The following is a 24553-nucleotide window of genomic DNA, read 5'->3' on the forward strand; positions in this document are numbered from 1 at the left end:
GGGCTTGCCCGCGATGAAATCAACTCGGTCTTACAGATAAACCGAGTTGCCTGAATCGCGAGCAAGCCCGCTCCCACAGGTTTTGTTCAGTTTGCTTACAAACTGATCGGCACGGCCTCAAACCGCACGCGCGGATGGGCAATGCGGTCCTGGGCGCGCACCAGTTGCAATTCATAGCTGGTGCAGGCCTGGGTTTCCAGCAACACCTCATGAACCGCCGCCGCAGTAAATTCAAATGCAGCCACCAGGCTGTCCCCCAGCAGTACCCGCGCCAGAAACAGCCCTGAGGTCAGATCACCCACGCCCACAGGCTGACGCGGGAAGGCCAGCAGCGGCCGGCGCAAGTGCCAGTTACCCTCTGCCGTAACCAGCAGCATCTCGAAGCTTTCAGCCGGTTTGCCCGGATACGACAAATGCTTCACCAACACCGCTTTCGGGCCGCGGGCCAGCAGGCTGCGGGCCATCGCCAGGCAGTCGAGCAACGATTGCGGGTGACGCCCGCAAAAACTGTCCAGCTCCAGCTGATTGGGGCACAGGAAATCAGCCATCGCCGCCGCCTCTTCCAGCAGGAAGTCACTGACCTCCTGGGGCACGATGCAGCCTTTCTCCGGGTGGCCCATGACCGGGTCACACAGGTACAGCGCATGGGGGTTGACGGCCTTGATACGGGCCACGCCACTCAAAATGGCCCGGCCCTGCGCCGCACTGCCCAGGTAACCGGACAAAACCGCATCACAGTTGCCCAGCTCGCCGATGGCAGCGATTCCGTCGACCAGCGAAGGAATTTGCTCGGGGGCCAACACTTCCCCCGTCCACTGGCCATACTGAGTGTGGTTGGAGAACTGCACCGTGTTCAGAGGCCATACATTCACCCCGACGCGCTGCATAGGAAAAACCGCTGCGCTGTTGCCGGCATGGCCGAAAACCACGTGGGATTGGATGGCGAGTAAATGAGGTGTACGTTTCATGCCGGATTCCAGACTACGGGTGGATTCAAGCCACGCAGTATGCGACCAAACGCGGCCTGTACGACAGGTTGAAGACGCAGTTAAGCTGAGCACAATCTGTTGGAGCACATGTAATGCTGACCCTGGGAAATATGTTTGTCCTCATGCTGCTGGCTGCAGGCGCTGCCTGGCTGTGGCACAACCACGGGTTGCGCGAGCGGGCGCTGGAGCGGGTCAAGCAACACTGCAAAAACCTCGATATCGAGCTGCTCGATGAAAACGTGGCGCTAAAAAAAATCGGCCTGATCCCCGACGCCAATGGCAATAAACGCCTGGCCCGTGTGTATAACTTTGAATTCACGGTGACCGGTGATCAGCGTCATACCGGAACCATCACCCAGTTCGGCGCCCACAGCGTAAAAATCGAGCTGCCGCCCTACCCGTTCCAGAGCGAAGCCGAGCCAAGCGTCATTCCCAGCGCTCAGGTGATCGAACTCAGCCAGTGGCGCCAGGAACACAGCAAGACCCGCCACTGAGCCCAATGCTGTTCACTTAAAAGCAACGCCGTTCAAGCCCGCTCCCACAGAGGCAGAAACCGCTTAAGTGAACAACATTGCGCCACTGAGCCCGCCTTTCAGCGCCTGCAAGCCGGGCGCCTGTGGATAACTTTTCGCAAAACATCGCCAAAACCATTGAGATAGACACCTCTACAGAATTTAGACGGTGAAAATCCCATGTGCACACTTCAAGTTGTAGGACAATTTTACCAGCACAGAACCCACTAAAGCCCCGGGTTTTACGCCTCGCAGCACAGGCCTGCCACCTAAAAAACCTCCTTGAGCAGACAGTTTTCCAGTCCCGATTGAAGAGCATCCAGATCCTGGGGCTGAGCAAAAATCAATTCGAGACGTGAATCCTTGCGCCACTCACTCGATTTCCACTGCGCGATCGAGTTATCCACAGAATTGTTCGAAAACCAGCCCGCCGAACCATGAATAACCAGCTTCGCACGCTGCCAATCCAGGCTTTCGAGCCATTGTTGCAGCAAGTCCAGGTCAAATTGGCGGGAGGGGTGCCAGCGCCAACCTGCGCTCCATCCTTCGGGCTGATGTTGAGTCATCACCATCGGCGTTCGCGGGTCGGAAAAGACACTGCCAACATGATTAAAATCCTTATAAATCAATGAGTTATCCACAGCATGAGAGGTATTCATGTGGGCTGCAGGCAGCGTATTTAAAGGGATACGGCCATGCTCGACCCATAAAACAGGGCACTTTGGCAGGCTGCATGCAATCTGTTCACGTTGCTCATTTGGGACACTATTAGATTTATTCATGACCAGTAAACCGGCACTTTTCAGGGCTTCTTGCTGGGTTTTGGGTAACGGTTTGCCCTGGGCCATCGCTTGCGCATCAAGCACCATGACACAGGGCTGGAGCGCCAAAACCCCCAGCCAGGGCGCTTCGCCGAGCTGCTTTAAAATCTGTGCGGGATGACCCAAGCCAGAAGGCTCGATAAACAGGCGGTCGGGCCTGGACTTGCGCAAAAGGCGACTCAAACCGATCTGAAAAGGCGCGCCATTGACGCAGCACACACAACCACCCGCCACTTCGGTGATAGCAATATCATCGCTTCCCTGGCTCATCAGGGCTGCATCCAGGCCGATTTGACCGAACTCATTGACCAGTACCGCCCAGCGTTCGTGTGGTGGTTTGTGTGCCATCAGGTGCTGAATCAGACTGGTTTTGCCGGCGCCAAGCGGCCCGGCAATCACATGGGTGGGAATGTTCTGCAACATGATCGCCAGCTTCTGTAGGGTCAAAGCAAGCAATATGCCTCAGGCCAGCCAATCGAGGGTCAAAATCAGCCGTCGTTCGCCCGCCGCCAGCGCAGGTGAACGGTGGATCAAGCCCGCCCCCTCGTTACCCTGCCACTTCTCGCCTTTGAGCAGGGCAACTTGCCCGGCACTGATTTGCTGAATCAAGGCCCCCCGGGTGGGCTCAGCGTGTGGTTGCCCGAGCTGACGACGCTCCATCACGCCTTCCTCCAGCCACTGACTGCCCATTCCCGCATAAGTCGTAATAAGTCGTACAGGAACGTGATCCACATGAAAGCGTGGGCACATGGCCTTGTCCAAGGCCCTGAGACGCAGCCCAATGCGTTTGGCGCCCAATAGACACGCATAGGCGCTCACCAGCCAGGAAACATCGGCAATAAAGCCTGTGTAGCCTTCCAGGTCGTTGAATCTGCAAGCCAGGTCCCGAAGGTTGGGTGGCGTCGTTTCATCGCTCATGTCAATAACAATGGCGTCAGCCAGAGGCTCGTCAAGCGAGAGCAACAAGGCGCCGAAATCGACGATATGCACAGGCAATTGACGCTGCCAGATGGCCAGGTTGACGTCTTCATCCAGAATTCGGGTCATGACCTCTGGCGTTTCCCCGCTCACCTGCTGGATCAGGGGTTCAGCGGTACAGGCAAGCGCATTGGTCATGCCGCCACCTCTTCATGCCAATCGCCAAAGGGATCGTTCAGCAGCTTCCATCCCGCTTCGCCCAAGGCCATTTCGGCATCGGTCAGCAAACAGGCATCGAGTTCATCCGCCAGCAAAGAAAAATCGATGTGCTGACCGATGAACACCAGCTCCTGGCGGCAATCGGCAGTCTCAGGCAGCCATTTGTGCAGAATTTCAGCTGTGGCTTGCGGCTCCTGCGGCCATTGGTCGCGGGGCACAAAGCGCCACCAGCGCCCGGCAAACCCATAGCGCATCAACCCGCCCGCCTGGGACCAGCTACCCGCCTCCTGAAATTTACTGGCCAGCCAGAAAAAACCCTTGGAGCGCAGCAGCTTGCCGTTGGTCCAGGGGCGCTCGATAAAATCAAAAAAACGTTGTGGGTGAAAAGGTCGGCGCGCGCGATACGCACTGGAAGCGATGCCATATTCTTCGGTCTCAGGCACATGCTCACCGCGCAATTCTTGCAACCAGCCAGGTGCTTGCGCTGCCCGTTCAAAATCAAAACGCCCGGTATCGAGAATTTTATTGAGCGCAACTGCCCCCATGACCATCGGAATTATTTCGGCCTGAGCGTTCAGGCGTTGCAGAATGGCAATTAATTCTTGCCGTTCGTCGGAACTTATCAGGTCAATTTTGCTGATTAAAATGACGTCCGCGAACTCGACTTGTTCGATCAATAAATCAGTAATTGACCGTTCGTCGGATTCTCCAAGGGTTTCACCCCGTGAATCCAGGCTCTCAGCGGCTTGATAATCCTGCAGAAAATTCAACCCGTCGACCACCGTAACCATCGTATCCAGGCGGGCAATATCGGCCAGGCTTTGTCCTGATTCATCGCGAAAAGTAAAAGTTTCTGCCACAGGCAGCGGTTCTGAAATACCGGTCGATTCGATCAATAAATAATCAAATCGACCCTCCCTGGCCAGTGCGCTGACCTCTTCAAGCAAGTCTTCACGCAGGGTGCAACAGATGCAGCCGTTGCTCATTTCGACCAGTTTTTCTTCAGCCCGGTTCAAGGTCACATCGCGCTGAACTTCACCGCCATCAATATTTATTTCGCTCATGTCGTTAACGATCACGGCCACGCGCAAGTTGTCGCGGTTGCGCAAAATATAATTGAGCAGCGTGCTTTTACCTGCACCTAAAAAGCCTGAGAGAACAGTTACAGGAAGACGATTCGACATCTGGATATTTCCTCATCAGGGCTGCAGGTCAAAACGCCCGCTTGGCAGTCAATCCGATACCGGATCGACAAATGATACATTATAACAATGCATTCAAGACAACCCTGAAGTGACGAACGTACTGTTTTTCTGTTCGTTTACCCACGCCATATGGCTGTTGGTGGGCGGATTTTTCTGAAAATAAGCGATTAATCCGTTAAATAAACCGTCGGCTACCGCCTGTTGATGACGCGCCGTGATCAAGCGCTCGCTGTCGCGGGGGTTGGACATAAAGCCGGTTTCTACCAGAATCGACGGAATATCCGGCGACTTGAGCACGGCAAAACCGGCCTGTTCCACACGTTTTTGATGCAGTGAGGTGATGCCCGAAAGGCTGCCCAGAATGGTATTGCCCAACTGCAAACTGGCCGCGATGGTGGCATTCATGGACATATCGAGGATCACGCCAGCGAGCATCGGATCTTTGTCTTTGAGGTTCAAAAGGCGAGTGGCACCCAGCAAGTCCACGCCGTTTTCACGCTGTGCCATGTAGCGTGCTGTGGCCGATGTAGCCCCACCCTCCGAGAGCGCGTACACCGACGCTCCAGACGCCGTGAGACGCGGCGCGGCGTCTGCATGCACCGAAATAAACAGGTCGGCATTGTGCTTGTGGGCCACTTCTACTCGCTTGCGCAGGGGTACAAAAAAATCATCATTGCGCACCAGTCGCGCATCAAAGCCTTTCTCACGCTTGAGCCGCTTGGCCAGCAGCTGGGCGATAGACAACACAACATCTTTTTCGCGATGACCTTTGGCACTGGTCGCGCCCGGATCCTTGCCCCCGTGGCCGGGGTCAATCACCACAATAATGTCGCGTTTGGGGTGTACCTGGCTGGGCGTTGCCACTGCGGCGTTCAGTTGTGGGACCGCGCTTTTGGTCAGATCAAGCACCAGCCTGTGACCTTGCCCGTCCTTGGGCGGCAGCAGAAAACTGCTGAGCTGCACCGGCTCATCCAGATCCAGCACGATGCGCGTAATGCCCTGGCCAAAATGCCCGGAGCGAATGGCACGCAGGCCTGTATTGGCCAGTACCAACTCGCTGAAATCACCCCTCAGGCTGGCACCGCTCACATCAATAATCAGTCGCTCGGGAGCCGTCAAAGAGAAGGTTTTGTACTGCACCGGCCCACTCAGGTCCAGAACCAGACGCGAGGTCTTGCCGGTGCGCCATAGCCTGGCGTGCTGGATTTGGGCGGCTGAAACGCCCAGCGGTAATGTGAAGACGGAACTGGCAAGCAGCCAGTGGAGCAATTGACGTCTGTGCATGGCCTGTACCGCAGATAAGGGAGCATCCGTACTCAACATTGCTGTGTGTTTGCCCCAGCAAAAAAAGCATCGTCGACTTTATCGTTATAATATAACATGTCGAAATACTCTGTAACGGATCTCTCATATGAATGCGCTGACCTTGCCGGATATTGCCGCGCAGTCATCCCAACAAGCGATTGCGCTTGAGTGGGTGGGCATGTGTGGCATTGCTTCTCCCGTGCTGATTGACGGCCAACGTCTCAGCGCAAAAATCGACGCCGGGGTGAACCTGAAAGATGCCACTGCTCGGGGGATTCATATGTCTCGCCTGTATCTAGCGCTGGATATGCTGGAAACAGAAAACCTCACACCCGCCCTGCTAAGACGACTTCTGCAGCGTTTCCTCGATAGCCACCAAGGTCTATCTGATAAAGCCTATGTGCGGATTCACAGTGATTTACTGCTCAAACGCCCGGCGTTGGTCAGCCCATTGGCGGGCTGGAAAAGCTATCCGGTAACCCTCGAAGCGAGTTTGAAAAACGGAATGTTCCACGTGGAACTAAAAATTCTCGTGAGTTACTCGTCCACTTGCCCCTGCTCAGCAGCACTGGCCCGGCAATTAATTCAGCAACAATTTATCGATGACTTTGCCAACCAGGCCCTGCAACACGCCGATGTTTTGGCATGGCTCGGCAGCCCTAAAGGCATTGTCGCCACACCCCACAGCCAGCGCAGTTCGGCAGATTTGTCGATCATTCTGGATCATCAGCACCCCTGCCTACCCCTGAAAAACATTATCGACAACGCTGAAAGCTCGCTTGGCACTGCTGTACAAACCGCAGTCAAGCGCGCAGACGAGCAGGCTTTCGCCTTGGCCAACGGCCAAAACCTGATGTTCTGTGAAGATGCTGCGCGACGGCTGAATACGGCACTGCAGAAAACAACGGGCGTAAACGCCTTCAAACTGAAAGTGACCCACGCGGAAAGTTTGCACAGTCATGACGCCGTCGCTGAAAGTTTTTGGAACTGGGAGGCCCCATGATCCGCTGCCAGAACCTGACCTGGGGTGCGCCCGGTCAGCCGCTCACGCCGGCACTTGATGTTGCGATGGCCAAGGGCAGTTTGACTGCCGTTATTGGAGCCAACGGTTGCGGCAAAAGCAGCTTGCTTAAAGTCATTGCAGGCCTGCAAAAACCACTTACCGGCAAAGTCCTGCTGGATGTTCCACGGCGTGGCAACGTGGCGTATATGCCGCAACAGCAGTTCATGGATCGGCAATTCCCCATCAGTTTGCAAGCATTGGTGGCCGCAGGATTCTGGGGCAAGAAGCAAACAGCGCAGCAACGAAGTGCTCGGTTGAATACGGTATTGGCGAACTGGCATTTGAGCGGCCTGGAACATCGCCCACTGATGGCCTTGTCGGGTGGTGAATTGCAACGCGCTTTATTGGCGCGCTTATGCCTGGCCGATGCCCCGTTGTTATTGCTCGATGAGCCTCATGCAGCATTGGATGAACTGGGGCAGGAACTGCTCTGGCAGCACATCAACACTTGGCAGGCCGAGGGCCGAACATTGCTGGTGGTGTGTCATGACCTGGCCGCAGTGCGCAAACACATGCCCCAAACGCTGTTGATCAAAGGCAGCGGCAGCGTTCTGGCGGCGAGTACCCAACTGATAAAACCGCCGCAGGTCGCCTGATGGTTATCGCCAGCCAGTTATGGCAACCCTTTCAAGAGTTTGTGTTTATGCGCCGCGCCTTGTTCGGCGGTTTGCTTCTGGCGTGTAGCACGGCACCACTGGGTGTTTTTTTGATCTTGCGGCGAATGAGCCTGATTGGTGATGCCGTCGCACACGGCATTTTGCCGGGTGCGGCTCTGGGTTTTTGGTTCGCCGGTTTGAGCTTGCCCGCTCTAACCATGGGCGGATTGGGGGCGGGCTTGAGCATGGCCGGGCTGTCAGCGTGGATCACCCGGCGCACCGGTTTGCGTGAAGATGCCAGCCTCGCGGCGCTTTATCCGATCTCACTGGCCAGCGGCATATTGATTCTGGGCATCGCCGGTAAACGTCTGGACCTTCTCCATCTGCTGTTCGGTTCGGCTTTGGCCGTCGACAGCCAGACACTGACGGGCATGTTCTGGGTAACCACCTTCAGCATGCTGCTGATGGCAGCCATCTACCGCCCGTTGTTGCTGGATACCCTTGACCCCCTGTTCCTGCGCAGCGTCAGCCGACTGGGGCCATTGGCTCACGGGCTGTTCCTGACCCTTGTGGTATTGAACCTGGTGATCGGCTTTCAGGCCATCGGCGCATTAATGGTCGTGGGTCTGATGATGCTGCCCGCCATTGCCTCACGGTTCTGGAGCCGTCGGCTGCCTGTGCTGATCCTGATCTCGGCGGTGATTGGCTGCGTTTCAGTTTGGCTGGGCCTGCTGCTGTCGTTCTATTACTCACTGCCCAGCGGCCCGGCCATTGTGTTGATGGCGGGTTGTGGCTATGCGCTGTCTGTCATTTTCGGTCCGGTACACGGCTTGCTGCGCCGACCGCCTTTGCTGTCATCCCAATGAGGTGCTACACGATGCGCGCTCTACCCGTGTTGTTCAGTGTGTTTCTGGTAATGGGTTCTTCACTGTCGTTCGCCGCCGAAAACCCGAAAATCCCGGTCGTCACCAGCTTCAGTATTCTGGGGGACATCACCCGGAAAATAGGCGGTGAACGTATTCAGGTCATGGCCCTGGTCGGCCCAGATGAAGACGCTCACACCTACGAGCCTTCACCCGACGACGCCAAGGCTTTGCTCAAGGCCAGGCTGATTATTAAAAATGGATTGGGCTTTGAGCCCTGGCTTGATCGTCTGGTAACCAGTACCGAAACCAGGGCAACGCTGGTCACCGCCAGTGAAGGGGTAACTGCACATTCAATGGAGGAGGATGGCGCGATCATCCCCGACCCCCATGCCTGGCACGATCTGGCGAATGCCAAGTTGTATGTAAACAACATCACCCGGGCCTTGATCGAGGCTGACCCTGCCGACCAGGCCGACTACACCCGTAACAGCCAGGCCTACCTCAAGGCGCTGGATCATCTGCAAGCCCAGGCCAAAACCAAACTCGGCAACCTGCCCGCTGGCAACCGCCGTATCGTGACGTCCCACGATGCCTTCGGTTATTTGGGCCAGGCTTATGGCATCGACTTTATGGCGCCTCAAGGTCTGTCGACTGAACGGGAACCCTCTGCCGCTGAAGTCGCTGCGCTGATTCGCCAGATCCGCGACGACAAGGTCAAAGCCGTGTTTATGGAAAACATCAAGGACTCGCGCCTGTTGCAGCAAATTGCCGATGAAAGTGGCGCACAGATTGGCGGCACCCTGTACTCCGATGCCCTGGCGAGTAAAGGCCCGGCCAGCACCTTCCTGGGACTCTTCGAATACAACCTCGACACCCTGAACGCTGCATTGAGCAAACCATGATCAGAAAAAACCCTTCCGGGGATTTACCCGTGATTGCCGAGTCCGCCTATGTAGACCGCACCGCAATCATCTGCGGCAAGGTGGTGATTGGCGAGAATGTGTTTGTCGGGCCCTATGCCGTGATCCGTGCCGATGAAGTCGACCAGGACGGCGGCATGCAACCGATCAGCATCGGCGCCAATTCAAATATTCAGGACGGCGTAGTGATTCACTCAAAGTCCGGCGCCGCGGTCACTATCGGTGAAAGCACTTCGATTGCGCACCGCTCCATCGTTCACGGGCCATGCCGAGTGGGCGATCGAGTGTTTATCGGTTTCAACAGTGTGCTGTTCAATTGCGAGCTGGGTGACGGCTGCGTGGTGCGGCATAACTCGGTGGTCGATGGCCGCGACCTGCCGGACAACTTCTATGTGCCGTCCACGACCCGCATCGGACCCAACACTGACCTGAGCCAGTTTGCGCCGGTCAGTGTCAGCGCATCGGAGTTTTCAGAGGATGTAGCGCGCACCAATGTGGATTTGGTGCGCGGCTATAAAGCGCTGCAAAACGAGTTTTGATCAGGTGCGCGGTTTAACTGTTCCACAGTTTTGCCCCAACCACACAGCACGGGTATCCATGCTGCCCTTCTGCTGAATCCCGGTCGCATTAAAGGTGCCATTTACTTGGGTGGTGAATTCACGATCACTGGCAAACGTTGCCACACCTGCGCCCTGGGCTTTTGGACAACTAAAGCGAAACTTCCACTGATTTCCACTACGCTCAGTGATCTGCTGATTGCACCCTGACTTGGGGTCTGTCAGCGGAATGTTGTCTGACTTCACTTGCTCGGGCGTCAGGCACACTCGCACCCCTTTACCCGCCATGGTCAGCCCTTGGCTTTCCAGTTGGGCTTTTTGTTCCGGGGTCAGCATATTCTGTAATTGGCCTAACATTACCTGCAGTTCAGGCAACTGTTGGCCATCTACCTGCATATTGCTGGAGCTGAGCTCCCAAAGCCCCGGTTGCAGCATTTGGGCCTGAGCCACAGGAATCGACAAACCACAAGCCATGAACAGCCCAAGCAGACGAACATTCATCAAGCAACTCCTACGCGATTGTCAGCGTTAGACGTCAAAAAAGGGCAAGTGTTGCGCCCACAAACAAATAGGACATTCATAACAGATCCTGGTCTGTTAGTACTGGCATTAGACATTTTGGAGTAAGGAGACGCATGGATTATCTAGGCCCGCACGTACTTGGTTATCTGATTCTATTAATCCACAGCTTAGGCCTGATTGCCGCCGTGCATGCGGTGCTGACGGTCAGGACTGCGCAGGGCTCGATTGCCTGGGCCATGTCGCTGTTCTTTATTCCTTACTTCACGCTGATCCCGTATCTGATTTTTGGCCGTAGCACTTTTGACGATTACATTCGCGCCCGACGCGATGCCAACCAGGAAATGCGTGAAGCCATCACCCATTTGAGCTGGCGCCCGTGGGTCGAAGAAGCTCTCGCGGCACGCAGCTCCAAGGCATACGCCTCGCTGCGCGCGATGCCCAGGCTGGGGCGCATGCCTTGCCTGGCAAACAACTCGGTACGGTTGCTGATCAATGGCACGGCCACTTTCGACGCGATCTTCGCTGCCATCCGCAGTGCGAAAGAAGTGGTCCTGGTGCAGTTTTTCATTATCAAGGACGATGACCTGGGCATGAGGCTGCAGGCGCTGCTCCTTGAAAAAGCCGCTCAAGGGGTTGCGGTGCATGTGCTCTATGACAGCATCGGCAGCCATGCCCTGCCAAAAGTTTATGCCGAGACCTTGCGCGCAGGTGGCGTGCAAACTTATGCGTTTGCCACCCGTGGCGGCTGGATCAGTCGTTTCCAGGTCAACTTCCGTAACCATCGCAAAGTGGTGGTGGTGGATGGCGTGCGCGGTTTTGTCGGCGGGCACAACGTAGGTGACGAGTACCTTGGCGCCAAGCCGCCGTTGTCACCGTGGCGCGATACCCATGTGGAGGTCACCGGGCCTGTGGTCGCCTGCCTGCAGGAGTCCTTTGCCGAAGACTGGTTCTGGGCCGCCCGCAAACTGCCGCCTTTGCTTCTGCCACAGAGCTACCCCGACGGTGGCGTGCTTTGCCAGTTCCTGGCCAGCGGCCCGGCAGATCCATACGAAACCTGCTCGCTGTTTTTCGTTGAGGCCATCCATGCCGCCAATCAAAGGGTGTGGATTACCAGCCCCTACTTTGTGCCTGACGAAGCGGTGTTTTCCGCGCTCAGGCTGGCCGTTCTGCGCGGTGTGGATGTGCGCATCCTGATCCCGTCCCGCCCGGACCACAAGATTGTTTACGCAGCATCCAGCCTCTATGCCTTCGAAGCCGTTCGCGCAGGCGTGCGGATCTTCCGTTACCAGCCCGGTTTTGTGCATCAAAAAGTAGTGTTGATAGACGACGAAATCAGCGCCATCGGCAGCGCCAACATGGACAACCGTTCATTCCGTCTCAACTTTGAAGTGATGTTGCTGACCGTCGATGAAACGTTTGCCCGTGAGGTCGAGCATATGTTGCTCGATGACTTCGCCCTGGCGCGTGAAATCACCGAAGCGGATATCAAGTCCACGCACCGGCTACAGCAACTGGGCATGCGAGTAGCGCGGCTGGTTTCGCCTGTTCTATAAGCCTGTAGGAAGGGTCTGAATTTCTCGGAGCAGGCAAAAGCATCAAGCAGGTTTCCATAAACTGAACGGCCCGGAATACCCCGGGCCGTTCAGTGTAAGGAATAAAAACAATGCGATTCTCGTTACTGGGCATGCTCTTTAGCATCAGCACGCTGGCTTCAGCTCAAGCCAAGGTCACACCGCTCTCCCCGCCGCTAATCAACGTGGAAGTAGGCCAGCCGACATTTATCCACCGGCTGCACTACAAGAAGATGTACAGCGAAAAACCCTTTGAAGAAGCGGTGCTGTATTACTACGACAATGGTCTCTACAAAATCATCTCCCCGGGAGAGAACCACTACGGGGTGTATGTGGTGGAGGGAGCGTTCACTGACGACCAGTACCGCATCAGTTACATCTCCCTCCCCTCACCGGACTGGGGCGGCAATGTTGCCCGCCACGATCTTGTGTTCAACAAAAGCTCACTGACGTTTGAACAAAATGCCCTGGCCAAGGTTGACCAAAACATCGGCCTGCAGGATGGGCGCTTTGTCCTGGACCAAAACCGGGTACAGGACCCGCAACCCATCACCTGGGAAAACCACACTCAGCGATAAATGTCCGCCCGGGTCGGTGGCAGCTCCAGCGAGCCATCGGCATGGGGTTTGGTCGCCAGAATCTGGTCGATGTTGATCCAGCCGTGGGCAAAGGCGTAGGCACAGCCTGCCAGGTACAAACGCCAAATCCGCAGGGCTTGCTCCGGCACTTGCTTGGCGGCGGCATCCAGCTTTTGCTCCAGGCGCTGGCTCCAATGATCCAGCGTACGCGCGTAATGCAGACGCAAGCTTTCAACATCGACCACTTCCAGCCCGGCTTCGCTGATCTCGGCAGTCATCATCGACAGATGGGGCAACTCGCCGTTGGGGAACACATAACGGTCGATAAAATCCCCCGCGCCACGCCCGACCTGACGACCATCGGTGTGCTTGGAGGTGATGCCGTGGTTCATGACCAACCCGCCCTCGCGCACCGCTCTGGAGAGGATTTCGCAATATTCGCGCAGGTTGGCGTGCCCGACGTGTTCGAACATCCCGACGCTGACGATCTTGTCGAACCGGCCATCCTGCGGCAGGTCACGATAATCGAGCAGTTGCAGGTCGACCTTGTCTTGCAGGCCTTCGGCGTTGACCCGCTCGCGAGCGAGTTTGAGCTGCTCCTTGCTCAAGGTAATACCGAACACCTTGACGCCATATTCCCGCGCGGCAAAACGCGCCAGCCCACCCCAGCCACAGCCAACATCCAGCAAGTATTCGCCGGGCTTGAGCCGCAGCTTGCGGCACAGCAGGCGGAACTTGGCTTGCTGGGCTTCGTCCAGGCTCTCTTCCCCGGTTTCAAAATATCCACAGGAATAGGCCATGTCGCGGTCAAGCCACAACTGGTAGAAGTCGTTGGACAGGTCGTAGTGATAAGAGATGGATTCGGCGTCGGTCGCCTTGTCGTGGTAAACCCGCGGTGGCGGAGCGTAGTCATCATCGTCCACCAGTGCCTGGCTTAACTCATCGCATACGCGGATCGCTTCGCTGATGGAGCCCTCCAGCTCCAGCCGGCCCTCAACAAAAGCGCTGCCCAGCAAGTCGAGACTGGGGTGGGTGAATTGAGCTACCAGGGTCGGGTCCTTGACCACGATCGTGACGCTGGGCGTCGGGCCGAAATTGAACTCGTGTCCGTCCCAGAGCCTTAGCCGTAATGGAAGTTGAAGTTTCTGTAAGGCCGGTGGAAGTTGCGCGAGCATCTGTGTTCCTCCTTCATTTCAGATATCAAAACTATAGGTTAGCCGAATAACCAAAACTGTCAGTTTCGCGGACAGGAGGTCGACGCTAGAGCGGGCGCGACCGTTTATCCGAATCACTTTCACGCAGGCTTCAACGCCTGCAGGGGTTCATGAAAACGTAGCAGGCGCCCGGCATTGCCCAGCACCAACAATGTGCTGAGGTTATGCAGCACCGCGGCGATCATCGCCCCGGCAACACCCAGCCAGCCAAAAGCCGCAGCCGCGACAATGGCCAGGGTCCAGCCCAGGCCGATGATCACGTTGACCTGCAAGGTGTGACGGCACTCACGGCTCAGACGCACGCAGGTGCCCAGCCGACGCAAGTCACTGCCGATCAATACGATATCCGACGACGCCAGCGCGATATCCGCACCGCCTGCCCCCATCGCAACACCAACCACTCCGGCCTTGAGCGCCAGCGAATCGTTGATGCCATCGCCCACCACCATCGGCCGGAAACCGTTGCCGATTTCACTCAGTACTCGGTCGAGCTTGTCTTCGGGCAGCGCCTGCGCCTGGACTTCGTGGATGCCCACCGCGTGCGCCAAATGCTCAGCCACACTCTGGCGGTCACCGGTCAGCAGCACCTGGCGCCCGAGCCCCAGTTCGCGCAGCTCACTCAACGCCTGCCGGGCTTCGGGTTTGATGCTGTCAGCCAACAACATCCAGCCCAGAAACTGGCCATTGAGCGACAGCCCGGCGATGGGCCCGTCGTGCTCAGGCACGGCGGTGGTGGTGATCTGCAATTGGTGAAACAACTCGGGGCGGCCCAATGCCGCTTCGCCCTGCCCGGTGCCAGCCACAACCCCCAACCCCTGACGCTCGCGCACATCAGTGAGGGGCAGCATCTGCTCGTGGCTCACCAATCCGGCCAGGGCCCGGCTTACCGGGTGGCTACTGGCCGCGCCCAAACTGGCAGCCAGTTGCAGCAGCGGCTGCGGGTCTGTCACATCGGTTTCAACTGCTTGCAGATGCAAGGTGCCATAGGTCAGGGTGCCGGTTTTATCCACAACCAGTGACGTGAGGTCGGCCAGCTCTTCCAGAAACGCCGAACTGCGGATCAGGATCCCGTGACGTGCAGCCACGGCAATCCCGGCAATCGCCGTAGCCGGTGCCGACAACACCAACGCACACGGGCAGGCCGCCACCAGCACCGCGAGCATGGCCTGGGCATCGTTGGTGATAAACCAGGTGACAGCCGCGATCATCAACACCAGCACCATATAGCTGCCTGCATAGCGCTCGAGCAAACGGGTGATCGGAGGTTTTGCACGCTCGGCGCTTTGCATCAGGGCGATGACTTTACCCAGCGTCGATTCCTCGCCGGTACGGGTAACTTGCACCCGCAGCAGGCCATCCAGGTTAATGGCACCACCAAAGATCGGCATGCCGCTACTAACTTCCAGCGGCACTGACTCACCGGTAATCGAGGCCGTGTCGAGGCTGGCCTGCCCTGCCAGTACCAGGCCATCGGCGGGTACCCGGTCACCGGCACGCACCTCGACCTGATCACCGCTCTTGAGGGTGGCGTTATCGACTTCCCGCAAGCTGCCGTCAGCCTGAAACAATCGCGCCTGGCTGCGGGTCAGTTTGCCCAGGGCATGGATCGCTTCCTGGGAGCCAATCACACTGCGCTCTTCCAGCACATGGCCAAAAATCATGATGATCGGCAGCAAAGCTGCCGTCAGCAAATCGCCGGTAGCCCAGGCACCGAGCATGGCCAAGGCAATCAACTGATCAGTGATGCCATGCAAACTGGGGTAACGCAGGCTGTACCAGGCCGAACGCATCACCGGCACGGCCACCAATAATGAAGCCACGCCCAGCAGCAACTGACTGACACCGACCTGCGCAGGCATCAGCCAGCGCCACACCAGCCCCAAGGCCAAAAGGCCCAGCGCCAGCATGGCCAGGGTCAACTGGCGCGCAGCGCGACGTTGTTCAGTACCTGTCAGCAGGCTCGCGACGGGTTGAGTGGCAGACGCGTTCATTGTTCAGCTCCCTGAATAATCAGGCGGGAATCATCGTTGGGATCAACACTGGTGACCGATCCGGCCTGCCCCAGAATCCGTGGCATGCGTTCGCGATACAAACGCAGCATCAAGCCCGGGTCGTTGCCAGCCTGCTGCACCTTGGCCAGATTGCTGATGGTGGCTGTATCCGCCTGGGCCTTGGCCACACGCTCACTGGCCTGGGCTTGCGCCTGCTCGACGGCGCGATCGGCCTGTTGCGTGGCTGACTGAGTGACCTTGGCTGCCTCGTTGCGCGCCGTGGCCACCGCTTGCTCGGCATGCTGACTGGCCGTCAGTACCGCATTGAAGGCATTCACGGCCGGGCCGGGCAAACTCGATTGCACGTCCACCCGTACCACTTGCACACCAATGCCCTGCCCGGTGGTACTCAGGGCGGTAAGTTGCTGGTTGATGCCCTGTACCAGATCCCCACGCAAACGCTCACGGCGTTCGGCGGCCTGGCTGTCAGTGCCGATCAGCTCCGGGCGCGCCACCAGGATCGTGTCCAGATCGCGGGCGGCGGTCAGCGCCACGGCACTGCGCGTCACCAACCGGTCCAGCGCAGGCAGTACATGCTCGCCTTGCAGCACAAAGGCATAAGGCTCGGTAACGTTGTAGAACACCCGCACATCCAGTTGCACCACCCCGGCATCGCCGGTTAACAAATACCCGGAGCCGGCCAGGGCATCGCTGACCGGTGTGGCAAACGAAGCTTTGCGATCGGCCTGCAACGCCACATCCGAACGCAGCAGGTTTTCAATCCGGCGTTCGCTCACGCGATCAGCTGCCGGCACGATCACCACTTGCTCGAAAGGCCTTGGCCAGGCCCACAACAAACCGGAATTTTGAATGCGATCCAGCGCGCCCATGCGCAACACCACGGCGCGGTTTTGCGGATCGATCTGACGCACGTTGGAAACACCCCAGGCAACCGCCGCGAACACCGTCACCGCGTACAAGCCCAAAAATGCCAACCGCCCGGCCTGTTGCCAGGGGCTGCTGACACCTTTTATCTCGTCATGGGCCTGGCTCATGGTTGCAACTCGGCCTTGGCGTCCAGCGTCGGTGGGCCGTCAACCAACACCCGGAACGGCGCCGCATCGGTGCGCAAAATAATTTTTGTGCCCGGATTGACCATGCTGCCCAGGGTATCCAGGGAGCGCAGCTCGTTGTACAGCGCAGGCGAACTGGCATAGGCGCGGCCGTAGATTTGCGCAGCTTCGACCCGGGACTGGGCTTCGATATCAGCCGCCTTGATGCTGGCATCGGCCTGCAGGATGCGCGCATCGCGCTCGGCAGCGGAGCGGATTTGCGCCGCTTCGCGTTTGCCTACGGCAGTGCGTTCAGTGGCGATGGTTTCGCGCTCGGCGCGCATGCGGTCAACGGTGGCCGTGAGCGTGACCGAGGGCAACGTCAGGCGCTCAACCCCCACCTGCAACACACGCACACCATAAGTGCTGAGCAATTGCTGTTCGATCTGCTGGCGCAGTTGCGCTTCGAAGTCGGCAATTCTGACCTGGCTGGCATCGGTATTTACCAGGCTTGAAAGGTCGAAACTGGCAGCGGTGGTTTCCAGTGCCGAGCCTACAAAGGTACGAATCTGACGGGCCGCTTCATCAGGCTGATTTTGCACGGCGCGCATAAAGCGCTGCACATTGTCGGCATCGGGCTGCACCTGCCACGCCACATAAGCCTGCACAATAATCCGCAGACCATCGCGGGTGCCCACATCTTGCAAGCCGCTGGAAGTGGTGCGCAAACGCAGATCCACCGGCACGCTGACTTCGAACGGCGCCGGCCAGCGCCAGCCCAGGCCGGGCTCCAGCAGCACCCGGGCCGGGTTGCCGAAGCGGGTAATCACCGTCGCTTCTCCGGAGCGCACTTGCACCAGGCTCGCCGCCGCAACGGCAAACAGCACCAGCAACGCCGCCCAGCCCATGCGTCGCCACGGGAAGGGGCCTGGCTCATGGGCATCGCCCGGGTGGTGATGGCCGTGGTGTGAACAGCCGTGATGATGGCCGCTGTGATCGTGGGATTGAGACAAGAGAAGGCTCCTTACTGAGCAGCTTTACGCGGCGCGACAGGATCGGCCGGCAGCGTGAAAGAACGCAGGTCGAGGGTCGGCGCACTGCTGCCCCCGAGGCGATGGTCGAGGATCAGCAATTTGGCGTTGTTCAGCCCCAGGCTTAACTGGCTTAGGTACTGTTCCAACAGGAACGCATGACCGGCACTGGCGTAGGCTTTTTGCTCGGCGCCAAAGCGCAGGTCGGCCGTTTGCGCGGTGGCGTTGACTTCACGCGCCAGCGCATGGGCCTGGTCCAGTTCAACGCTGGCCTGCAATTGCGCCACATTGGTTTGTTCGCTAGCCGCTCCCCGCTCGCGGGCAATCAGCGCCTGGGCACTGATCTGCGCAGCCTGGACACCGTGATAGGCATTGGCTGCCCCCGCCGGCGGGTGAATGGCTTCCACTACCGTGGCAAGAATTTCGACGCCGCTGTCCAGAGCATCAAGATCGGCCTGTACCGCGCGGCCGATATCATCGGCCAATGCACTGCGCTGCTCGCCCAGCACGCCATCGAGCGTGCGTGAGGCAAAGTCATGAACCAGAATGCGACTCGCGGTGCTGCGAATCAGCGTCGGTACATCGGCGCTGTGATACGTGGCGGCAATCGCGGCGCGGTCGCCCAGGCCAATGCGGTAGACAAAGCGCACATCCATATTGACGATCTGAAAGCCCTGCTTGTCGCCGCTGCCGCTGGCAATTACCTGGGACTTGTCGTTCACATGGGTTGCATCCCACAGGCGATTGGCTGTCAGCGGTGGCAAAGCATCGGCAGGCGTTAACAACGGATCGACAGTCGATTCCGTGCTAGTGGCCAGCTCATGCACCACACCGTTTTCCACCGCCAGCACCCGCCCCAGAGGCCAAGGCAAACCCGCGTGCAAACCGGGGCCCAACACGGCAACCGGCTCGCCAAAACGCTCATAAATCCCACGACCTTGCAGCGGGATTTCATTCACGCCGCTCAATACCCAACCGACAGCAGCAACCACCGCCAGTACCGGCAAGAAGGCTTTGCGCATATAGGTAAAGGCCCAGATTTGCCGCAGGTCAATGCCAAACCGGTTATGCAATTCGCTCTGCAGCGCCAGCAATGGCTGCGGCGGCCAACGCAACATGCCGGCAACAAAGCTTTGCCCGATCATGCGCGGTTCCAGCCTGTCGCGGCGTGGGCTGAAGAGCGCTGCCAGCGCCCGCAGAATCAGCTCAATGGCCACGGCTGCAGGCAGCAGCCCCGTCAATACAGCCAGGCGTGCCGGCCACACCGCATCGTCGCTGCTGAAAATCAGGCATACGGCGCTCAGCAGCAAAGTCAGGATGGGCACGCGCACCAGCGGTGCCAGCAAGCGGGCTTCCGGCCATTGGCCGGGTTGCTGCTGGGCCAGGTAACGTTCAAACACCAGCAGCGCAAACGCGAGCAAAACAGCGATGCCTGCCGCGACGCTACCCCAAGTCCCCAGTGCCAAACCCGGCAAGGCCAGGTTCCAGGTGTGTTGCACGCTCCACCAGGCGGCCCCACTTACACCTGTCAGCCACAAGACAGGCGCGCCGATGGTAACCAGCAAACGCCTGGCCCCGGCATCGACCCGCTGGTTAAAACGCTCAATGCCACGCACCTGTTCGTCGGGCGCGGCCGCAATCGCTGGTGGTGGGGGGTTGAGTGCGCCATTGCGCCAGTCCGCCACCCAAAAAGCCGATTGGGCACCTGCGGCCAGCACCAGCATGGCGGCTGCGTTATTGCCCAGCAGTACCGGCCACAGTGACTCCGATGAAAACAGACCAATAAAAAAAGCCAGCGCCCACGCCAGCAGCGCCAGAAGCGCCAGTGCCACCCCCAACTGATAGAGCTGACGGGCCTGAACTGCGGCGCTTTGAAAACGGGGCAAGGACTCAAGCCTCACCTCCTCGGCATCTAAATCGACGCGCATGGAAACACTCACTTATGAAATATCTAGTAACGATATCGCACAAATGATCAAACTTTTGTCCAGCTTACCGATTCTTCATCTTGGCTTGAAAACGGCGCGTTAGCCTGTGGGGTTGGGCTTTTTGCCATCGCGGGCAAGCCCGCTCCCACAATGGCTGGGGGGGAATTGCAGATTATGTGCGCACCGCACTACCTGTGGGAGCAGGCTTGCCTGCGATGCAAACACTGCGGTCTGTCTGTTAAACCGCAGGGATGCCATCGCGGGCAAGCCCGCTCCCACAAATGTTGGGGGGGAGTTGCAGATTGCGCGCGCACCGCTCTGCCTGTGGGAGCTGGCTTGCCTGCGATGCAAACACTGCGGTCTGTCTGTTAAACCGCAGGGATGCCATCGCGGGCAAGCCCGCTCCTACAAAGGTTGGGGGGGGGAATTGCAGATTGCGCGCGCACCGCTCTGCCTGTGGGAGCTGGCTTGCCTGCGATGCCAACACTGCGGTCTGTCTGTTAAACCGCAGGGATGCCATCGCAGGTAAGCCCGCTCCCACAAAGGTTGGGGGGGGAATTGCAGATTGTGCGCGCACCGCTCTGCCTGTGGGAGCTGGCTTGCCTGCGATGCCAACACTGCGGTCTGTCTGTTAAACCGCAGGGATGCCATCGCGGGCAAGCCCGCTCCCACAAAGGCGGGTGGGGATGCCAGCCACAGATTTTTGCGTTAATCAGTCAGGGTGGCTGATCAGCTGTTTGGCCAAGGCCTCGAATGCCGGGATCGTTACCGGGTCGTTTGCCGAGTTGCTGGCAATCGGGTTGGAGGCGTAACGCACAATAACCATCTCGGCTTTTGGATCGATATAAGTGCGCTGGCCGTAAACACCACGCGCCATAAAGGCACCATCAGCGTTGTGCGTCACCCACCACATGTCTCGATAGCTGGCGCCCTTGAGCAAATCGTAACCGGCCTTGGCAAAGGCCGCTTTATCACCACCGCCACGAATGTCGTCGACCACCGCCTTGGGCACAATTTGCTGGCCAAGATACTGGCCATTATTGCGGATCATTTCGCCAAACCGCGCCATATCGCGCAGTCCGGTATTCAAACCGCCGCCGGCAAACGGTGTGCCGATGGAATCGACGGTGAAATATGCCGATTGTTCAGCGCCGATACGCTGCCAGATTTTCTCCGAGAGCAGTTGCGCAACGTTGCGCCCTGTCACCCGTGCAATCACCCAGCCCAACACATCCGTGTTGACGGTTTTATAGGCGAATGCCTCGCCGTGCTCACCTTCTGGCTCAACCGTTTGCAAATATTCCATATAACTTTGCGGGCCGGTGTAGTCCTTGGGCTTTGGCAGCGGGTTACCGGCCTGGGCATGCTTCCAGACTTCCGCATTGGGGTCGGCATAATCCTCGCTGTATTTAAGCCCTGTGGTCATGTCCAGCACCTGGCGCAGGGTGGCGTTGCCAAACGCAGACTTGGCCAGCTCGGGCACATAGTCGACGATTTTTTTATTGGCATCGAGGGTGCCATCAGCCACCAGCATTGCGCCCATCGTGCCCACCACCGATTTGGTCATGGACATGGCGCCGTGCTGGCCTTCGGGGGTCAACACACCAAAGTAACGCTCATAAATAATTTTGCCGCGGTGCAACACGACTATGCCGTCGGTGTAATTCGCAGCCAGTGACTGCTCCCAGGTCATCGGCTCCTTGCTGCCCAACGGCAGGAAGGTCAATGCGTCGATATCCGTGCGCAAGGCTTTGGCCAGCGGTACCGGCGCGCCCAGGCCACGGGAGACATTGGTGGTGGGCATCAATTGACGGAAGTTGGAAACACTCCAGCGCATGGCCGGAAACTGGAAATAACTGCCGTCGGCAAACCGCACGATGCGATCCGGCGGTGGCGGCGCGCCGACCATCCAGCCCATCTTCGCCGGGTCGCTGGCAGCAGCATCCGGGTAAGAGGTTTTTTCAGAGGCACAGGCGATGGAAGCGGCCAGGCAAGACAGTAAAAAAACCGCGCTGACACGCGCCGGTTTTAGAAAGTGTTTAAACATCGAATTTTCCTTTTCAGTTCAAGGCCGCACACCACCTTGCGATAGAAGCAGTGGGAATGTATAGCCCACCCCGGCGCCCACAGGTTGGGCAGCCGGGTTTTATTCATGTTTTTATTTTTTCGATCAGCGCTTCCAGCTCATGAAAGTCGCTGTGGACAGTTCGCTCACGGCTCCAGATCAGGTCCAGAGTAAAGGTCGGAAACCCGGGCGGCGGCTGGAGTATTTTGACGGTTGGCGGCACATTCAGGGTCGCCACTATTTTTTCCGGGATCACGATCAGTGCCGGTACCGCCAATAAAATATTCACCCCGGCGTGATAGGAATTGGCCCGGGTAAAAATATTTCTGGATCGCGACTGTTTTTCCAGCCAGCCATCTACCATGTTTTTTTCCGACAGCCACGGCGTAGGAAATATGTGTGGCGCGTCACAAAACTCATCAATATCCAAAAAAGATTTGGGCCGATGTTTTGCCACGCTGGACAGGCACACAAAAGAATCTTCAGTAAGGCTGCGATAGCCCAGCAACGGATGCCGTTGGTGATAGCCCGGGCCGAAGCCAAAGCAAACGTCGGTGTCAGAAGCCAGTAACTCATTGATGGGCAAATCCTTGCCCAGGCGGCTCACACTCAACGACCAGTTGCGTCCGGTTGAGCGCACCTGCTGCAACAATGCGGGCAACATGAGAATTTCAAAATATTCCGGGCCCGTGATATTCCACTGACGCAGCGCGGTGCCCTGCCCTGCTCCTTCCTTGGCACACTGGTTGATGCACTGCAGAATGTTTTGCAGATAGGGCTTTATCGCCAACACCCGTGCCGTGGGCTGCATGGCGCCCTCAGTGTTCTCGAACAGTTTGTCGTCAAAACAATGCCGAAGTTTTTTCAGGCTGTAACTGATGCTCGACTGGCTCAGATTCAATATTTCTGCAACGCGTTTGGCACTGCGGTTTTCGATCAACAACAAAACAATCGAAATATCCTGCATATCCAATTGTTTCAACGCATTGGTGTACAGCATGCCAGCTCCTTGCTGATTTTATCCACAGCCCAACTACCACTCGACCCGCAGCGCGGGTCGGGTGGGTGCTGAATTTAGAGAATTAGAACTGTTGCTCCCAGTAATCACAAGACAAGTTGATGGCGCCGCCGGGGCGAGAATCCGGGGCGGATCAAGGGGGCAAAACGATGATTTCCTCGAACGCCCCAGGCTATTCGGCTTTACTCGCGATATATCTTAAAATAGCCGGTTGCCGAAAGAACCGTCATGGCCGTAGCCATGAAGGGCTTTCATCCCTTGAAAATAAGTGTGGTGAAGATGAACAAGCCTTTCATTTCGCTGTGCCCTGAAATTACTCGGGCGCATGCGTTGACGTTGATGGACTGGTTGGAGGATGAGCGCGTCACCTGTTATCTGAGCGATTCACGTCATGTCTCCCGCTCAATCGAGCAAGCCATCGATCGAACCCAGTTGCCAATCCTGACCCATCTGTTCAACCAGGGTGGCCGATTCTTCATGGCTTATGACCGGCATGACGCCCCGGTGGGCTTTGTCCGTCTCATCAAGACCGGCTCAAATTGCGAGATAGTCCTGGTCATCGGAGACAGCGACAAATGGGGCAGAAACCTTGGCGCACGCACGATCCGCGAAGGCATGAAACTGGCCTTCCTCGACATGCGGGCCAAAAAACTCATCGCCAAGATCCACCCGGACAACGCACGCTCGCTGAAAGCCTTTGTGCGCAGCGGTTTTGTGCTTGAGAGCGAAACGCCGACATTGAAGTCGTTTTCCATGACGGCAGGGCGCTATCTCCAGTTCTTGCGCGAAGGTTCCGTTAGCGATAGCACCAAGATCTACATCACTGAAATCGACAAGGCCAGGCTCGAGAATCTAATCGCTCTTGAGCAAGGTCCGACGGTTGTTGAGCTCGAACATGAGCTTGAACGCGCCATTGTCGTCAAGCCGCAGCAGGTGGCGAGCAATGTCGTCACGATGAATTCCAGGGCTTTGGTGCAACTGGACGACGAAGAGATCGAAGTGGCCTTGGTCTACCCGCAGGACGCGGACAGCAACTCAGGGAAGCACTCTGTGTATTCCGACATTGGTGCTGCCATCCTGGGTTATCAGGAGGGGGACGCCATTGACTGGCGAATTTCTGATCGGACCCGCCGGATTGAGATCAGGAAAGTGCTTTACCAGCCGGAGGCAGCGGGGCATTTCCATCTGTAATTGAATCTTTTGCTCAGTGTTGGTCAAGCAACCTGGAAGAAGGGAGCCAGTTAGTGGCTCCCTTTATTCGCGACAGTTTTAACTCTCAAAAACCACTGATGTGGGATGCAAATAAAGTTTCATCCTAACCCTAAAAACAGAGAGAAACGTCGCGCGCTCTCCTATTCATAAAAAATCCCTTTTATATCAGTATGTTGTGAGCACTTACACCCGAGACTGGATCGTTTTGCCTTTCATGGGAGAATGATTAAGGGCGCTAAAGTATCATCCTAATTTTCGCCCAGGCTCGAAAAATACGGTAAATGGTGAAAATAAAGATTCATCCTTTTCCGATGTTGCCCGTTTCAACACGTAAGCAGTCAGTCAGAAAAAACACATAGATCCAATCCCTAGCGAGCATTGAGCTCTCTCATCCGTGCCA

Annotated in this window: 22 protein-coding genes and 1 pseudogene; 9 read left to right on the forward strand and 14 right to left on the reverse strand. The window is 57.5% G+C overall.

Annotated features, from left to right (window positions below):
• Window positions 1-95: 95 nt before the first annotated feature.
• Window positions 96-968: a pyridoxal kinase PdxY gene (gene pdxY / locus BLU25_RS14445; protein ID WP_016782915.1), complete on the reverse strand. Its 873-nt coding sequence runs from the start codon at window positions 966-968 to the stop codon at window positions 96-98.
• Window positions 969-1081: 113 nt separating this feature from the next.
• On the opposite strand from pdxY, the gene BLU25_RS14450 reads away from it, so the two are divergent.
• Window positions 1082-1483: a DUF3301 domain-containing protein gene (locus tag BLU25_RS14450; RefSeq protein ID WP_016782914.1), complete on the forward strand. Its 402-nt coding sequence runs from the start codon at window positions 1082-1084 to the stop codon at window positions 1481-1483.
• 287 nt (window positions 1484-1770) lie between these two features.
• Here the strand turns inward: BLU25_RS14450 and BLU25_RS14455 are convergent, their stop codons facing one another.
• The 4 genes from BLU25_RS14455 to BLU25_RS14470 form a co-directional block, all read right to left on the reverse strand.
• Window positions 1771-2745, reverse strand: coding sequence for a CobW family GTP-binding protein (locus BLU25_RS14455; protein WP_029611657.1), 975 nt, complete (start codon window positions 2743-2745; stop codon window positions 1771-1773).
• 39 nt (window positions 2746-2784) lie between these two features.
• Window positions 2785-3438: a DUF1826 domain-containing protein gene (locus BLU25_RS14460; RefSeq protein WP_016782912.1), complete on the reverse strand. Its 654-nt coding sequence runs from the start codon at window positions 3436-3438 to the stop codon at window positions 2785-2787.
• Complete coding sequence (gene zigA, locus BLU25_RS14465; protein WP_016782911.1) at window positions 3435-4643, reverse strand: zinc metallochaperone GTPase ZigA; 1209 nt, start codon at window positions 4641-4643, stop codon at window positions 3435-3437. Before zigA ends, BLU25_RS14460 begins: the two co-directional genes overlap by 4 nt.
• Before the next feature lie 93 nt (window positions 4644-4736).
• On the reverse strand, window positions 4737-5948 hold the full coding sequence (locus tag BLU25_RS14470) for an N-acetylmuramoyl-L-alanine amidase (RefSeq protein WP_016782910.1): 1212 nt from the start codon (window positions 5946-5948) through the stop codon (window positions 4737-4739).
• Between the two features lie 127 nt (window positions 5949-6075).
• Between BLU25_RS14470 and folE2 the strand changes: the two genes are divergently transcribed.
• Genes folE2 through BLU25_RS14495 form a run of 5 tightly spaced genes read left to right on the forward strand, consistent with a single transcriptional unit; the run spans window position 6076 to window position 9953 of the window.
• Window positions 6076-6972 carry a GTP cyclohydrolase FolE2 gene (gene folE2 / locus BLU25_RS14475; protein WP_016782909.1) on the forward strand — a complete coding sequence of 299 codons (897 nt, stop codon included), beginning with the start codon at window positions 6076-6078 and terminating at the stop codon, window positions 6970-6972.
• Complete coding sequence (locus tag BLU25_RS14480; RefSeq protein ID WP_016782908.1) at window positions 6969-7628, forward strand: metal ABC transporter ATP-binding protein; 660 nt, start codon at window positions 6969-6971, stop codon at window positions 7626-7628. Before folE2 ends, BLU25_RS14480 begins: the two co-directional genes overlap by 4 nt.
• Window positions 7628-8494, forward strand: a complete 867-nt coding sequence (locus tag BLU25_RS14485; protein WP_016782907.1) for a metal ABC transporter permease — start codon at window positions 7628-7630, stop codon at window positions 8492-8494. The genes BLU25_RS14480 and BLU25_RS14485 overlap by 1 nt, the downstream gene beginning before the upstream one ends.
• Window positions 8495-8505: 11 nt before the next feature.
• Window positions 8506-9396, forward strand: coding sequence for a metal ABC transporter substrate-binding protein (locus BLU25_RS14490; RefSeq protein ID WP_016782906.1), 891 nt, complete (start codon window positions 8506-8508; stop codon window positions 9394-9396).
• The gene (locus tag BLU25_RS14495; protein ID WP_016782905.1) at window positions 9393-9953 is read left to right on the forward strand and encodes a gamma carbonic anhydrase family protein; all 561 of its coding nucleotides are present in this window, start codon (window positions 9393-9395) and stop codon (window positions 9951-9953) included. The genes BLU25_RS14490 and BLU25_RS14495 overlap by 4 nt, the downstream gene beginning before the upstream one ends.
• Here BLU25_RS14495 and BLU25_RS14500 read toward each other — a convergent pair whose 3' ends face one another.
• On the reverse strand, window positions 9954-10472 hold the full coding sequence (locus tag BLU25_RS14500; protein WP_016782904.1) for a DUF3617 domain-containing protein: 519 nt from the start codon (window positions 10470-10472) through the stop codon (window positions 9954-9956). It abuts the gene before it with no gap.
• Between the two features lie 134 nt (window positions 10473-10606).
• On the opposite strand from BLU25_RS14500, the gene cls reads away from it, so the two are divergent.
• The gene (cls, locus tag BLU25_RS14505; RefSeq protein ID WP_016782903.1) at window positions 10607-12046 is read left to right on the forward strand and encodes a cardiolipin synthase; all 1440 of its coding nucleotides are present in this window, start codon (window positions 10607-10609) and stop codon (window positions 12044-12046) included.
• A gap of 110 nt (window positions 12047-12156) precedes the next feature.
• Entirely contained in the window at window positions 12157-12642 is a 486-nt protein-coding gene (locus BLU25_RS14510) for a hypothetical protein (protein WP_016782902.1), read from the forward strand.
• Here BLU25_RS14510 and cfaB read toward each other — a convergent pair.
• From cfaB to BLU25_RS23750, 8 genes and pseudogenes are all read right to left on the reverse strand, one after another.
• Entirely contained in the window at window positions 12633-13817 is a 1185-nt protein-coding gene (gene cfaB / locus BLU25_RS14515; protein WP_029611656.1) for a C17 cyclopropane fatty acid synthase CfaB, read from the reverse strand. The genes BLU25_RS14510 and cfaB overlap by 10 nt on opposite strands.
• A 119-nt stretch (window positions 13818-13936) precedes the next feature.
• Complete coding sequence (locus tag BLU25_RS14520) at window positions 13937-15847, reverse strand: cation-translocating P-type ATPase (RefSeq protein WP_083369695.1); 1911 nt, start codon at window positions 15845-15847, stop codon at window positions 13937-13939.
• Complete coding sequence (gene hflK / locus BLU25_RS14525) at window positions 15844-16902, reverse strand: protease modulator HflK (protein WP_083369696.1); 1059 nt, start codon at window positions 16900-16902, stop codon at window positions 15844-15846. The genes BLU25_RS14520 and hflK (BLU25_RS14525) overlap by 4 nt, the downstream gene beginning before the upstream one ends.
• Window positions 16899-17807 carry a protease modulator HflC gene (gene hflC / locus BLU25_RS14530; protein ID WP_016782898.1) on the reverse strand — a complete coding sequence of 303 codons (909 nt, stop codon included), beginning with the start codon at window positions 17805-17807 and terminating at the stop codon, window positions 16899-16901. The genes hflK (BLU25_RS14525) and hflC overlap by 4 nt, the downstream gene beginning before the upstream one ends.
• 116 nt (window positions 17808-17923) lie before the next feature.
• Window positions 17924-19858, reverse strand: coding sequence for a protease modulator HflK (gene hflK / locus BLU25_RS14535; protein WP_016782897.1), 1935 nt, complete (start codon window positions 19856-19858; stop codon window positions 17924-17926).
• A 712-nt stretch (window positions 19859-20570) separates the two neighbouring features.
• Window positions 20571-21905 (reverse strand): serine hydrolase domain-containing protein, encoded by a 1335-nt coding sequence (locus tag BLU25_RS14540; protein ID WP_016782896.1) that lies wholly within the window; start codon window positions 21903-21905, stop codon window positions 20571-20573.
• Between the two features lie 103 nt (window positions 21906-22008).
• Window positions 22009-22734 (reverse strand): LysR substrate-binding domain-containing protein, encoded by a 726-nt coding sequence (locus tag BLU25_RS14545; protein ID WP_228795948.1) that lies wholly within the window; start codon window positions 22732-22734, stop codon window positions 22009-22011.
• A 45-nt stretch (window positions 22735-22779) separates the two neighbouring features.
• Window positions 22780-22923: pseudogene (locus BLU25_RS23750) on the reverse strand (helix-turn-helix domain-containing protein); the annotation flags it as partial.
• 246 nt (window positions 22924-23169) lie between these two features.
• On the opposite strand from BLU25_RS23750, the gene BLU25_RS14550 reads away from it, so the two are divergent.
• The gene (locus tag BLU25_RS14550; protein ID WP_016782894.1) at window positions 23170-24132 is read left to right on the forward strand and encodes a bifunctional GNAT family N-acetyltransferase/nucleoside diphosphate kinase regulator; all 963 of its coding nucleotides are present in this window, start codon (window positions 23170-23172) and stop codon (window positions 24130-24132) included.
• Window positions 24133-24553 lie beyond the last annotated feature (421 nt).

This window comes from Pseudomonas fragi, from assembly GCF_900105835.1.
GTDB lineage: Bacteria > Pseudomonadota > Gammaproteobacteria > Pseudomonadales > Pseudomonadaceae > Aquipseudomonas > Aquipseudomonas fragi.